Consider the following 13,512-nt stretch of genomic DNA (forward strand, 5'->3'; position numbering starts at 1 on the left):
GCCGCCGCCACCACCTCCGGTCGCCCGACCGGCGCCGCCGCCGATGGCCGCCGCGCCGCATCCGGCGCCGCATGCTCCTCCGCGGCCGGCCGGCCCGCCACCGAAGAGCTGCCCCCCGGGCCAGCCCAGGTGTTAGGAGGCGCAAGGGGCAGGGATGCGGGATGCGACAGCAGCCTAGAGGCGTCCCCGAAGGCCGTTATTTCCTTGCTTCTGGCCGAAATGGCGCTATATAGCGCGCCATCTCACACGGAAACATGGCTCACAAGGCCGTCCGGTGGCAACCGGGGCGAGAACGCTCCGTTTTGCTCACACGTTTCCGGAGGAACCAACCGGAGAATTAGAACCATGGCACTGCCCGATTTCACTATGCGTCAGCTGCTCGAAGCTGGCGTGCACTTTGGTCACCAGTCTCACCGCTGGAATCCGAAAATGGCTCCGTTCATTTTCGGCACCCGCAACAACATCCACATCGTCGACCTCGCCCAGACCGTGCCGATGCTGCACCAGGCCCTCCAGGCCGTCAGCGACACGGTGGCCAAGGGCGGCCGCATCCTGTTCGTCGGCACCAAGCGCCAGGCGCAGGACGGCGTTGCCGACGCGGCCAAGCGCTGCGCGCAGTATTTCGTCAATTCGCGCTGGCTCGGCGGCACGCTGACCAACTGGAAGACGATCTCGGCCTCGATCAAGCGCCTGCGTCACCTCGACGACGTGCTCTCGGGCGGCGAAGCCAATTCCTACACGAAGAAGGAGCGCCTGACGCTGCAGCGCGAGCGCGACAAGCTCGACCGCTCGCTCGGCGGCATCAAGGACATGGGCGGTCTGCCCGACCTGATCTTCGTGATCGACACCAACAAGGAAGACATCGCGATCCAGGAAGCCCAGCGGCTCAACATCCCGGTCGCTGCGATCGTCGACACCAATTCGGACCCGAAGGGCATCACCTATGTGGTGCCGGGCAATGACGACGCCGGCCGCGCCATCTCGCTGTACTGCGATCTCGTCGCGCGTGCGGCGATCGACGGCATCTCGCGCGCGCAGGGCGATTCGGGCATCGACATCGGCGCCTCGGCCCAGCCGGTCGCCGAAGAGCTGCCGGCGGCGTCCTCGAGCGGCTTCCAGGGCCTTGCGGGTCCTCGCGGCACTGCCGACGACCTCAAGAAGCTCCCGGGCGTGTCGGGTGCGATCGAGAAGAAGTTCAACGATCTCGGCATCTTCCACTATTGGCAGCTCGCCGAGCTCGACCACGACACCGCGCACACGATCGGCGAGGAAGTCGGTCTGCCGAGCCGCGCGGATGCCTGGGTGGCCAAGGCCAAGGCGCTGACCGCGGAAGCGGAATAGTCAAAAAGAGCGATGGGTTGGCCGGATAGGGTCCGGCCACCATTTCAGTTGACGCGAATTCCTGAGATGGACCGCGGCGGGGCGATTCGATGCCGCGCCGCGGCAAACCGGCAGGCACAAAGGATTTTCAACGATGGCAACGATCACAGCTGCGATGGTCAAGGACCTGCGCGAATCGACCGGCGCGGGCATGATGGACTGCAAGGCCGCGCTCACCGAAAACGACGGCAACATGGAAGCGGCGCAGGACTGGCTGCGCAAGAAGGGCCTGTCCAAGGCCGCCAAGAAGTCGGGCCGCGTCGCGGCCGAGGGTCTGATCGGCGCGCTCACCAAGGGCACCAAGGGCGTCGTGGTCGAGGTCAACTCCGAGACCGACTTCGTTGCGCGCAACGGCCAGTTCCAGGGCCTCGTCAAGATGATCGCCCAGGTCGCGTTCGACGTCGGTGCCGACGTCGAGAAGATCAAGGCCGCCAAGGTCGGCGACGTCACGATCGAAACCGCCATCAATGATGCGATCGCCACCATCGGCGAGAACATGACGCTGCGCCGCGCCGCCCAGCTCGAGGTGAGCCAGGGCGTAGTCTCGCACTACGTCCACGGTGCCGTCATTGACGGCGCCGGCAAGATGGGCGTGATCGTGGCGCTGGAATCGCCGGGCAAGGCCGATGAGCTCGCAGCGCTCGGCCGTCAGATCGCGATGCACGTTGCGGCCGCCAACCCGCTGGCGCTCGATCCGTCCGGCCTCGATCCGGCCGTGGTCAAGCGCGAGAAGGACGTGCTGGCCGACAAGTACCGTCAGCAGGGCAAGCCCGAGAACGTGATCGAGAAGATCGTCGAGTCCGGCCTCAAGACCTACTACAAGGAAGTCTGCCTGCTCGAGCAGGCCTTCATCCACGACAGCGGCAAGTCGGTGGCGCAGGCGGTGAAGGAGGCCGAGGGCAAGGTCGGCGGCGCTGTGAAAATCGCGGGCTTTGTGCGCTATGCTCTCGGCGAGGGAATCGAGAAGCAGGAAAGCGACTTCGCGGCCGAGGTCGCCGCGGCCAGCGGCAAGAAGTAAGCGCCGGAAGTTCCTTCCGGCGTGCCGCCGGAAGCGGCGCCCGGACAAGGAAAGTGCTCATGACTGATCCGGTCTATCGTCGCGTCGTGATCAAGCTGTCCGGCGAGTATCTCGCGGGACAGCAAGGCTTTGGCATCGATCAGCCGACCATCGACCGGGTTGCGGACGATCTGATCGCCGCCCGCAAGCTCGGTACCGAGGTCGCGGTCGTGATCGGCGGCGGCAACATGGTCCGCGGCGTCGAGGTCTCCTCCCGCGGGGTGTCGCGCACCACCGGCGACACCATGGGCATGCTCGCCACCATGATGAATTGCCTCGCGCTGGAAGCGGCGATCGAGCGCAAGGGAACGCCGGCCCGGACGCTGTCGGCCTTCGTCATGCCCGAGATTTCCGAGCTGTTCACCCGCACCGCGGCACACAAATACCTGGCCGAAGGCCGGATCGTGCTGCTCGGCGGCGGGACCGGCAACCCGTTCTTCACCACCGACACGACCGCGGTGCTGCGGGCCGCCGAGATCGGCGCGCAGGCGGTCCTGAAGGCGACGAATGTCGACGGGGTCTACTCGGCCGATCCGAAGAAGGATCCGTCCGCGACGCGGTTCGACCGCCTGACGCATTCGCAGGCGATCGAGGGCGGTTACAAGGTGATGGATGCGACCGCCTTCGCGCTTGCCCGCGAGACGTCGCTGCCTATCATCGTATTCTCGATCGCGGAGCCGGGCTCGATCGGCGCGATTCTGCGTGGCGTCGGCCACGGAACCATCGTCGCCGGCTGACGGCTCAGCTGACGCGCCGAAAGGACGGTGCGGAGCGGTCGCCGGGATTTTGAAGGAGAAACGTGATGGCCACGGGTAATTTCGATCTCAACGAAGTGAAGCGCCGCATGCAGGGCGCCGTCGCCTCGCTCAAGCACGAGCTCGGCGGCCTGCGCACGGGACGCGCCTCCGCCTCGATGCTCGATCCGGTGCAGGTCGAGGCTTATGGCAGTCACATGCCGCTCAATCAGCTCGCCACCGTCAGCGTGCCGGAGCCGCGGCTGATCTCGGTGCAGGTCTGGGACAAGTCGATGGTCAAGGCCGTCGAGAAGGCGATCGTCGATTCCAATCTCGGCCTGTCGCCCGCGACCGAGGGCCAGGTGCTGCGCCTGCGCATTCCCGAGCTCAACGAGGAGCGCCGCAAGGAGCTGGTGAAGGTCGCGCACAAATATGCCGAAGCCGCCAAGGTCGCCGCGCGCCATGTCCGCCGCGACGGGCTCGACGTGCTCAAGAAGCTCGAGAAGAATCACGAGATGTCGGAGGACGACCAGAAGCGTCACGCCGACGAGGTGCAGAAGGCGACCGACGGCACCATCGCCGAGATCGACCAGTTGCTGGCCGCCAAGGAAAAAGAAATCCTCACCGTTTAAGGCACCGCCTTCATGTCCAACGCCGCCGCGCCCGCAACGGAAGGACCCGACAGGTCCGAGGCGCCTGCACATGTCGCCATCATCATGGACGGCAACGGGCGTTGGGCGGCCGCGCGCGGTCTGCCGCGTGCGGAAGGGCATCGCCGCGGCGTCGACGCGCTGCGCCGCGTGGTACGTGCCTCGCACGAGCTCGGCATCCGCTATCTCACCATCTTCTCGTTCTCTTCGGAGAACTGGTCGCGCCCGGCGAGCGAGATCGGCGACCTGTTCGGCTTGCTGCGGCGCTTCATCCGCAACGACCTGGCGAGCCTGCATCGCGACGGCGTCAAGGTCCGCATCATCGGCGAGCGCGAGGGGCTTGAGAGCGACATCTGCGCCTTGCTGAACGAGGCCGAGGAGCTGACGCGCGACAACACGCGCCTGACGCTGGTCGTCGCCTTCAACTACGGTTCGCGGCAGGAGATCGCGAAGGCGGCGCAGAAGCTGGCCCGCGAGGTCGCGGAGGGCAGGCGGGATCCTGCCACGATCGACGCCGAGACGCTTGGCGCGCATCTCGACGCGCCCGACATTCCGGACCCCGATCTCATCATCCGCACCAGCGGCGAGCAGCGCCTGTCCAACTTTCTGATGTGGCAGGCCGCCTATAGCGAGCTCGTGTTCGTGCCGATCCATTGGCCCGACTTCGACAAGGCGGCGTTGGAAAGCGCGATCGCCGAATTTGCCAGGCGCGAGCGTCGTTTCGGCGGCCTGGTTGCGAAGACCGCCTCGTGAACGAACCCGATCCTGCATCGGCGGGCGCCAAGCCTGCCCCGAGCAATCTGGTGATGCGGGTCCTCGCAGCGCTGGTGCTGGCGCCGCTGGCCATCGCGATCGCCTATGCCGGCGGCTGGTTGTGGGCGCTTCTCGTCACCCTGGTCTCGATCGGGCTGTTCGCGGAATGGCTGATGGTCGTGGGCGCAGCATCGGCCGCGCTGACCGGGGCAGGGACGGTCGTGATCGCCATGATGGGAGCCTCCGTCGCTTTCGGCGCGCTCAAGACCTCCGTCGTCACCGGCCTCATCGGCGGTGCCATCGTGACGCTGATCGCCCGGGGCAAGTTCTTGTGGGCGGCGAGCGGGTTTGCCTATGCGGCGGCGGCGCTACTGGCCTCGATCCTGGTGCGCAAGGATCTCGTCAACGGCTTCTCCGCGCTGATGTTCGTGCTGCTCGTGGTGTGGGCGACCGACATCGGCGGCTATTTCGCCGGACGCAGCATCGGCGGCCCGAAATTATGGCCGCGTGTGAGCCCGAAAAAGACCTGGGCCGGCGCGCTCGGCGGCTTTGCGGCGAGCCTTGCGGTCGCGGCCGGCTTCGCCGCCTGCGGGATCGGAAAGCTGGTTCCGCTGCTGCTCGTCAGCGCCGTCCTGTCGGTGGTGTCGCAGCTCGGCGATCTCTTCGAATCCGCCGTGAAGCGGCGCTTCGGTGTCAAGGATTCCAGTCACTTAATTCCCGGCCATGGCGGGCTTATGGACCGCCTGGACGGTTTTGTCGCCGCCATCCTGGCGGCCTGGTTTATCGGCTTTTTCCGCCATGGTGTGCATAGCGCCGGAAGCGGTCTTATGGTTTGGTGAGGATATGAGCGCCGTTCCCTTGCGTAACAACAGGCTTGCTGCGTCCGACATTCGCAGCGTCACGGTCCTCGGTGCCACCGGCTCGATCGGCGACAGCACGATGGATCTCTTGCGCGCCTCGCCCGAGCGCTACCGTGTCGAGGCGCTGACGGCGAACGGCAATGTCGCAGCGCTCGCCAAGCTCGCCAGGGAATTCAACGCACGCTATGTCGCGATCGCCGACACCTCCAAGCTCGCCGAGCTCAAGGCTGCGCTCGCGGGCACCAGCACCGAATGCGGCGCCGGCGAAAGCGCGGTGATCGAAGCCGGCGCGCGTCCGGCCGACTGGGTGATGGCGGCGGTGAGCGGCGCTGCCGGGCTGAAGCCGGCGCTGGCCGCGGTCGATCGCGGCGCGCATGTCGCGCTCGCCAACAAAGAGTGCCTGGTCTGCGCCGGCGACTTCTTCATGCAGCGCGCGGCAAAAGCCGGCGCCTGCATCCTGCCGGCCGATTCCGAGCACAACGCGCTGTTTCAGGCGCTGAGCTCAGGCAATCGCGACGAGCTCGTCCGCGTCATCATCACCGCCTCCGGCGGCCCGTTCCGGACCTGGAAGCCCTCAGACATCGAGCAGGCGACGCTCGAGCAGGCCCTGAAGCATCCGAACTGGAGCATGGGCCAGAAGATCACGATCGATTCAGCCTCGATGATGAACAAGGGGCTCGAGGTGATCGAGGCGTCCTATCTGTTCGCGCTCTCGCCGGACGAGATCGACGTGCTGGTTCATCCGCAGTCGATCATCCACGGCATGGTCGAGTTTTCCGACCGCTCGGTGGTGGCCCAGCTCGGTGCGCCCGACATGAGGACGCCGATCGCCCATTGCCTCGGCTGGCCCGATCGAATCAAGGGCCCGGCGGCGAAGCTCGACCTTGCCAAGATCGGCCAGCTGACCTTCGAAGCGCCGGACTTCGAGCGCTTCCCCGGACTGCGGCTGGCCTACGAATCGCTCCGGACCGGGAAGGGCGCGACCACGGTCTACAATGCCGCCAACGAGGTCGCCGTCGCCGCCTTCATCGGCGGCAAGATCCGGTTCGGTGCGATTGCCCGGCTGGTCGAGGCGACCCTCGAGGATTGGATCAAAGGCGGCAACCAGGCGCCCCTGACCTCCGCAGACGATGCAATCTCTGTTGACCATGTTGCGCGAAATAGGGCTGCCGCCCTATTGCCTCAAATTGCCTTAAAGGCATCCTAGTTGGTTCGGGACCAGGGCCTTGCGGCGCTGGGTGAGGGAATTCGATGATCGACTTTTTCGTCCATAGTTTCAATACGTTGAGCCATGGGCTCCTCGGCTACGCGGTTCCCTTCCTGTTCGTCCTGACCATTGTCGTGTTCTTCCACGAGCTCGGCCATTTCCTGGTCGCGCGCTGGGCGGGCGTACGCGTGTTAACCTTTTCGCTCGGCTTCGGCCCCGAGCTGGTCGGCTTCAACGACCGCCGTGGCACCCGCTGGAAGATCTCGGCGATCCCGCTCGGCGGCTACGTCAAGTTCTTCGGCGACGAGAGCGAGGCCTCGACCCCGTCGGCCCAGACGCTGGCGGCTATGTCGGCCGAGGAGCGCGCCGGCAGCTTCCACCACAAGAAGGTCGGTCCCCGGGCGGCGATCGTCGCGGCCGGACCAATCGCCAATTTCATCCTGGGCGCGCTGATCTTCGCCGGAATGGCGCTCTATTACGGCAAGCCGAGCACGATCGCCCGGGTCGACGGCGTCGTCGCCAACGGCGCGGCCGCTGCCGCCGGCTTCAAGGTGGGCGACGTCGTCATCCAGATCGACGGCAAGCCGATCGAGAGCTTTGCCGACATGCAGCGAATCGTTGCGATGAACGCCGGTTCGGCTCTTACCTTCCAAGTGAAGCGCGACGGCGCCGTCGTCTCACTGACCGCGACCCCGGCGCTGCTGGAGCGCAAGGACCCCTTCGGCAACAGCCACCGTCTCGGCGTTCTCGGCATCGAGCACAAGTCGCAGGCCGGGGAGGCCTCGACCACCCCGGTCGGCGTCGGTGAAGCGCTCAAGATCGGCGTCGAGCAGGTCTGGTTCATCATCACCAGCACCTTCAAGTTCCTGGGCTCGCTGTTCGCCGGCCAGGGCAATCCGAACGAGGTCAGCGGCGTCCTGGGAATCGCGAAAATGTCGGGGCAGGCGGCCAGCGCCGGGTTCCAGTTCGTGATCAATCTCTGCGCGGTGCTGTCGGTGTCGATCGGCCTTTTGAACCTGTTCCCGATCCCGCTGCTCGATGGCGGCCACCTGATGTTCTATGCGGCCGAGGTGGTCCGGGGCCGGCCTTTGTCCGAGCGGACCCAGGAAATGGGGTTCCGAATCGGGCTTGGCCTAGTGCTGATGTTGATGGTGTTTGCGACCTACAACGACATCCTGCGGATGGCAGCTTCCTGATAGGGGCTTTTTTGTGGCGTTGCTGTTGAGCAACGTCTTGGAATGAAATTGAAATTACGGCGCTTTCGGCCGTTTGCGGCGTCGGCGAAATTGGCTACAAGCGGCCTGAACTTGGGGAATCTCCGGACCGGCGTTGGGGTTGGGTCTGGCAGGGAATGATAAGGGCGCGTTGCGCGATGAAGTTTGGACTGCGACTCCGGGGGGGCTTGCTCGCGACCCTGATCTTGTTCGGCGCGCCGGTGGTTGCCCCGGTTGGGGCTGTTTTCGTGTCTTCGTCTGCGCTCGCTCAGACCGTTCAGTCGATTTCCGTCGAAGGGAATCGCCGCGTCGAGGTGGAAACGATCCGCTCCTATTTCAAGCCGGGTCCCGGCGGCCGGCTGGATCAGGCCGCCATCGACGACGGCCTCAAGGCGTTGATCGAGACCGGCCTGTTCCAGGACGTCAGGATCAACCGCGGTTCCGGCGGCCAGCTCATCGTCTCCGTGGTGGAAAACCCGGTGATCGGCCGCATCGCCTTCGAGGGCAACAAGAAGATCAAGGACGAGCAGCTCACCGCTGAAGTCCAGTCCAAGGCCCGCGGCACCTTCTCCCGCGCCATGGTGCAGTCGGACACGCTCCGTATCGCCGAAATTTATCGCCGCTCCGGCCGCTACGACGTGCGCGTCACGCCCGAGATCATCGAGCAGCCCAACAACCGCGTCGACCTCATCTTCACGGTCGAGGAGGGCGTCAAGACCGGCGTCCGGTCGATCGAGTTCGTCGGCAACAATGCCTTCTCGTCCTACCGCCTCCGCGACGTGATCAAGACGCGCGAGACGAATCTGCTGAGCTTCCTCGGCAGCGGTGACGTCTACGATCCCGACCGCGTCGAAGCCGATCGCGACCTGATCCGCCGATTCTACCTCAAGAACGGCTTCGCCGACGTGCAGGTCGTCGCGGCGCTCACCGAGTACGATCCGGAGAAGAAGGGCTTCAACGTCACCTTCAAGATCGAGGAAGGTCAGCAATACCGTGTCGGCGCGGTGGATTTCCGCAGCAGCATTCCGAACTTCGATCCGAGCTCGATGCGCGCCTATTCGCGTCTCAATGTCGGCTCGCTCTACAACGTCGAATTGGTCGAGAAGTCGGTCGAGGAGATGCAGATCGAAGCCTCTCGCCGCGGCTATGCCTTCGCCGTGGTCCGGCCCGGCGGCGACCGCAACTTCGAAGCGCACACCGTGTCCGTCGTGTTCAACATCGACGAGGGCCCGCGCACCTATATCGAGCGCATCAACCTGCGCGGCAACACCCGCACGCGCGACTACGTGATCCGCCGCGAGTTCGACATCTCGGAAGGCGACGCCTACAACCGCGCGCTGGTCGACCGTGCCGAGCGGCGCCTGAAGAACCTCGACTATTTCAAGAGCGTGAAGATCACGACCGAGCCGGGCTCGTCGAGCGACCGCGTCATCCTGATCGTCGACATGGAAGAAAAGTCGACCGGCGACTTCTCGGTCTCGGGCGGTTACTCCACCACCGACGGCGCGCTGGCCGAAGTCTCGATCTCCGAGCGCAACCTGCTCGGTCGCGGCCTGTTCGCCAAGGCTGCGGTGACCTATGGCCAGTATGCGCGCGGCTACTCGCTGTCGTTCGTCGAGCCGTACCTGCTCGACTACCGCGTCGCGCTCGGCCTCGACCTCTATCAGCGTGAGCAGAAGTCCAACAGCTACATCTCCTACGGCACCAAGACGCTCGGCTTCTCGCCGCGCCTCGGCTTCTCCTTGCGTGAAGATCTCTCGCTGCAGGTGCGCTACTCGATCTATCAGCAGGAAATCACCCTGCCGTCGTATCTGGCGAACTGTAACAACGTCCTTGGTTCGTCTGCCTTCAACCCCAGCCCAGCCTTCGCCGCGTCTCAGACGCCGCCGATTGATCTGTCATCGACCAATGGCCTCGGCTGCTACAACGATGGCGAAGCCTCGCTGCCGGTGCGCAAGGAGCTCGCCGGCGGCAAGACGCTGACCTCGGCGCTCGGCTACACGCTGACCTACAACACGCTGGACAACAACAAGAACCCGACCGACGGTCTGCTCGTCGACTTCCGGCAGGACTTCGCCGGCGTCGGCGGCGACGTCTCCTACCTGAAGTCGGTCGTCGACGCGAAGTACTACACTCCGCTGGTGTCCGACATCGTCGGCCTCGTCCGCCTGCAAGGCGGCATGCTGAACAAGATCGGCACCGATTTGCGCATGCTCGACCACTTCCAGATGGGCCCGAACCTCGTCCGCGGCTTTTCCCCGAACGGCATCGGTCCGCGCGACTTGAATCCGTTCGGTACGCAGGATGCGCTCGGCGGCACCAAGTATTGGGGTGCTTCGTTCGAATTGCAGATGCCGTTCTGGTTCCTGCCGAAGGAAGTGGGTCTGAAGGGCGCGGTCTATGCCGACGCCGGGGGCCTCTACGACTACAGGGGGCCGACGAGCTGGACCACCACCAACGAAGTCAACGCGCCGGGCTGTATCCCGTCGACCATCAATCCCTCGAGCACGGGGACCTGCACCGGTCTCGTCTATGACGACAGCAAGGTCGTCCGCTCGTCGGTCGGTGTCGGCGTGATCTGGCAGTCGCCGTTCGGACCGCTGCGCTTCGACTACGCTGTGCCGCTCAGCAAGGGCAGGTATGACCGCACGCAGGAATTCCGGTTCGGCGGCGGCACCACGTTCTAATTCGATCAGCACGGCACGATCCGGATCACCCGGAGCCGGTTTCCGAAAGGGATCGTGCCGATCCAAGACATGAGGCATGATGCGGCCTGACCGCTTCATGCCGAAGCCGGACCGCGACGGGGTGGAATGGCGCAGCCGACCTTCTTCACAAAGCCGCCTGCCGCAGCGTTGGCCGACATTGCCACGCTGACCAAGGCGCAGCTGGTCGATCCCGCGAGGGGCGGCCACGTCATCACGGGCCTTGCTTCGCTCGACGAAGCGGGCCCGATGCATCTGGCGTTCTTCGACAACCTCAAATACGCCGATCAGCTCAGGGCGACCAAGGCGGGGGCCTGTCTAGTCAGTCCGCGCTTCGAGGCCGAGGTGCCCGAACATGTGGCCGTGCTGCGGGTGGCGCAGCCATTCCGCGCCTTCGTCCGGATCGCGCGGGAATGGCACCCCGACGCGCTGCGGCCGCAATCCTGGGTCGGCAACGACGGTATCGCGCCATCGGCCATCATCGATCCCACGGCCCGGCTCGAGGACGGTGTGGTCGTCGACCCTCTGGCTGTGATCGGCCCGGACGTCGAGATCGGCAGCGGCACCGTGATCGGCGTCGGGGCGGTGATCGGTCCCGGCGTCAAGATCGGCCGGGATTGCAATGTCGGCGCCCGGACCGCGATCCAGTGCGCCCTGATCGGCAACAACGTGCTGATCCATCCCGGCTGCTCGATCGGCCAGGACGGCTACGGCTTCATCTTCTTCGGCCCGGAGGGCCATCTGAAGGTGCCGCAGACCGGGCGTGTGCTGATCCAGAACGACGTCGAGGTCGGGGCCAACACCACGATCGACCGGGGGTCCTTGCGTGACACCGTGATCGGCGAGGGGACCAAAATCGACAATCAGGTCCAGATCGGCCACAATGTGACGATCGGCCGGCACTGCCTGCTCGCGGCGCAGATCGGCCTCGCCGGCAGCCTGACCATCGGCGACAACGTGGCGCTCGGAGCGAAGGTTGGCATCAACAATCACCTCAAGATCGGCGACGGGGCGCAGGTGACGGCGATGAGCGCGGTCAAGGACGACATCCCGCCGGGCGGCCGCTGGGGCGGGCACTTCGCCAAGCCGACCAAGCAATGGTTCAAGGAGATCATCGCAGTGGAGCGGCTGGTACGCGACAGCAAGGCCGATCCGAAGGACGAGGGACGGGAATGACGGCGGAATCACCTGTTAAGTTCGAGCTGGTGGACATCAACGCGATCCTCCAGACGCTGCCGCACCGCTTTCCGATGCTGCTGATCGACCGCGTGATCAACATCCGCGCCGATTACAGCGGCATCGGCATCAAGAACGTCACCTTCAACGAGCCGGCGTTCCAGGGGCATTTCCCCGAGCGTCCGGTCTATCCCGGCGTCATGATGATCGAGGCGATGGCGCAGACCGCGGGCGTGATCGGCATCAAGTCGGTCGAGGGCACCGAGAAGCCGCGGGCGGTCTATTTCCTCACCATCGACAAGTGCAAGTTTCGCAAGCCGGTGCTGCCGGGCGATACGATCGAGTATCACATGCGCTCGCTCGGCCGCCGCAAGTCTATGTGGTGGTTTCACGGCGATGCAAAGGTCAACGGTCAGGTCGTCGCCGAAGCCGACGTCGGCGCCATGCTGACCGATTGAGCGGCACTGGGCTCAGGTGCAATCGTAGCGGCTGCCGGCCGCCTCCCGCCTGATAGTCCGGTTGAAGAACTGGCCCATGGAGGGCGCGCCGAGGAGGCGCTCGACGGTGTCGGCCGTCACGCCGCAATAGCGGTGATAGGCGCCGTTGCTCGCGACGATCAGGTCCTGCTGCGCGCGATCGTAACAGACCCGCTGAAGCACCGTGCTGCGGGTGATGTCCCGGCACTCGAATGTCCGGAGATCGACCAGGCGGTGTTCGCCGGTCTCGACCGCCTCCGACACGATCGGAGTATCCGCGAGCTGCGCCAGCAGAAGGATCAGGGCCCTGACCACGATCGTTGAAGCTCCACATGAACCTGACGACGGGACGGGAAGGCCGCCTCATCCGGCACTTGAAACACGGCGAGATGATACGTCACTGGACAGATCGGGCATAGTCGCGCTAACCAGCCGAAAACCGAGCGACTTCAATACATAACCCGACCTTCTTGACGAGTAAGATTGGCTTGATGAGCAAGATTGATCCCACCGCGCGGATCGCGGACGGCGCCGTGATCGGCGAGGGCACCGAGATCGGACCCTATTGCATCATCGGCCCGAACGTCGTCATCGGCGTGAACTGCAAGCTGATCGGGCACGTGCACATCACGGCGCAAACCACGATCGGCGATGGCTGCACCATCTATCCGTTCGCTTCGCTGGGCACGCCGCCGCAATCGCTCAGCTATCGTGGCGAGCTGACACAGCTCAGGATCGGCTCGGGCTGCACCATCCGCGAATCCGTCACCATGAACGCGGGTACCGTCGCTGGCGGGGGCGTCACCTCGGTTGGCGACCGCGGCTATTTCATGAACTGCAGCCACGTCGGCCACGACTGCCATGTCGGCAACGACGTGATCTTCGCGACCTCGGCAACGCTCGGCGGCCATTGTGAGATCGGCGACTTCGTCTTCATCGGCGGGCTGTCCGCCGTGCATCAGTTCACCCGCATCGGACCGCAGGTCATGGTCGGCGGCGTGTGTGGCGTGCGCGACGACATCATTCCGTTCGGTCTCGTCAACGGCCAATATGCCGTGCTCGAAGGCCTCAACCTGATCGGCATGAAGCGTCGCAAGTTCACCAAGCAGCGGCTTGCCATCGTGCGTGCGTTCTACCAGAAGCTATTCCATGGCGCCGGCACCTTCGCCGAGCGGCTGGAGGCGGCGCGGCCGCTCGCGGGCGAGGACCCCGCGATCGCCGAAATCCTCGACTTCATCGGCAAGGGCAAGCGCCCGCTCTGTCTTCCCGCCATCGCGAAGTGATCTTGGAGTGACCTTGG

General features: G+C 65.1%; 13 protein-coding genes. 12 read left to right on the forward strand and 1 reads right to left on the reverse strand.

The genetic code is table 11. The features are described 5' to 3' along the window. The first annotated feature begins 345 nt into the window (after window positions 1–345). The 11 genes from ACM43_RS01675 to fabZ all read left to right on the forward strand — a co-directional run bounded on the left by ACM43_RS01675 (window position 346) and on the right by fabZ (window position 12,194). Window positions 346–1,341 (forward strand): 30S ribosomal protein S2, encoded by a 996-nt coding sequence (locus tag ACM43_RS01675; RefSeq protein ID WP_157283591.1) that lies wholly within the window; start codon window positions 346–348, stop codon window positions 1,339–1,341. A gap of 133 nt (window positions 1,342–1,474) precedes the next feature. Beyond that, the gene (gene tsf / locus ACM43_RS01680) at window positions 1,475–2,398 is read left to right on the forward strand and encodes a translation elongation factor Ts (protein WP_157283592.1); all 924 of its coding nucleotides are present in this window, start codon (window positions 1,475–1,477) and stop codon (window positions 2,396–2,398) included. Between the two features lie 59 nt (window positions 2,399–2,457). Continuing rightward, window positions 2,458–3,174 (forward strand): UMP kinase, encoded by a 717-nt coding sequence (gene pyrH, locus ACM43_RS01685; RefSeq protein WP_271537663.1) that lies wholly within the window; start codon window positions 2,458–2,460, stop codon window positions 3,172–3,174. A gap of 65 nt (window positions 3,175–3,239) precedes the next feature. Next, window positions 3,240–3,803, forward strand: a complete 564-nt coding sequence (gene frr / locus ACM43_RS01690) for a ribosome recycling factor (RefSeq protein WP_025036556.1) — start codon at window positions 3,240–3,242, stop codon at window positions 3,801–3,803. 12 nt (window positions 3,804–3,815) lie between these two features. Further along, complete coding sequence (locus tag ACM43_RS01695; protein WP_036010029.1) at window positions 3,816–4,574, forward strand: isoprenyl transferase; 759 nt, start codon at window positions 3,816–3,818, stop codon at window positions 4,572–4,574. Next, entirely contained in the window at window positions 4,571–5,413 is an 843-nt protein-coding gene (locus ACM43_RS01700) for a phosphatidate cytidylyltransferase (RefSeq protein WP_271537667.1), read from the forward strand. Before ACM43_RS01695 ends, ACM43_RS01700 begins: the two co-directional genes overlap by 4 nt. A 4-nt stretch (window positions 5,414–5,417) precedes the next feature. Beyond that, window positions 5,418–6,641, forward strand: coding sequence for a 1-deoxy-D-xylulose-5-phosphate reductoisomerase (dxr, locus tag ACM43_RS01705; protein WP_271537669.1), 1,224 nt, complete (start codon window positions 5,418–5,420; stop codon window positions 6,639–6,641). Between the two features lie 44 nt (window positions 6,642–6,685). Then, complete coding sequence (gene rseP / locus ACM43_RS01710; protein WP_157283596.1) at window positions 6,686–7,837, forward strand: RIP metalloprotease RseP; 1,152 nt, start codon at window positions 6,686–6,688, stop codon at window positions 7,835–7,837. A gap of 176 nt (window positions 7,838–8,013) precedes the next feature. Beyond that, window positions 8,014–10,542 carry an outer membrane protein assembly factor BamA gene (bamA, locus tag ACM43_RS01715; protein WP_271537672.1) on the forward strand — a complete coding sequence of 843 codons (2,529 nt, stop codon included), beginning with the start codon at window positions 8,014–8,016 and terminating at the stop codon, window positions 10,540–10,542. A gap of 126 nt (window positions 10,543–10,668) precedes the next feature. Next, complete coding sequence (gene lpxD, locus ACM43_RS01720) at window positions 10,669–11,736, forward strand: UDP-3-O-(3-hydroxymyristoyl)glucosamine N-acyltransferase (protein ID WP_271537674.1); 1,068 nt, start codon at window positions 10,669–10,671, stop codon at window positions 11,734–11,736. Next, window positions 11,733–12,194, forward strand: a complete 462-nt coding sequence (gene fabZ / locus ACM43_RS01725; protein WP_100230768.1) for a 3-hydroxyacyl-ACP dehydratase FabZ — start codon at window positions 11,733–11,735, stop codon at window positions 12,192–12,194. The genes lpxD and fabZ overlap by 4 nt, the downstream gene beginning before the upstream one ends. Before the next feature lie 12 nt (window positions 12,195–12,206). On the opposite strand, the gene ACM43_RS01730 is transcribed toward fabZ, so the two are convergent. Further along, window positions 12,207–12,527, reverse strand: coding sequence for a KTSC domain-containing protein (locus tag ACM43_RS01730; protein ID WP_225147142.1), 321 nt, complete (start codon window positions 12,525–12,527; stop codon window positions 12,207–12,209). Window positions 12,528–12,703: 176 nt separating this feature from the next. Between ACM43_RS01730 and lpxA the strand changes: the two genes are divergently transcribed. After that, window positions 12,704–13,495: an acyl-ACP--UDP-N-acetylglucosamine O-acyltransferase gene (gene lpxA, locus ACM43_RS01735; protein ID WP_271537679.1), complete on the forward strand. Its 792-nt coding sequence runs from the start codon at window positions 12,704–12,706 to the stop codon at window positions 13,493–13,495. The last annotated feature ends 17 nt before the right edge of the window (window positions 13,496–13,512 follow it).

This window comes from Bradyrhizobium sp. CCBAU 45321 (assembly GCF_028128975.1).
GTDB lineage: Bacteria > Pseudomonadota > Alphaproteobacteria > Rhizobiales > Xanthobacteraceae > Bradyrhizobium > Bradyrhizobium yuanmingense.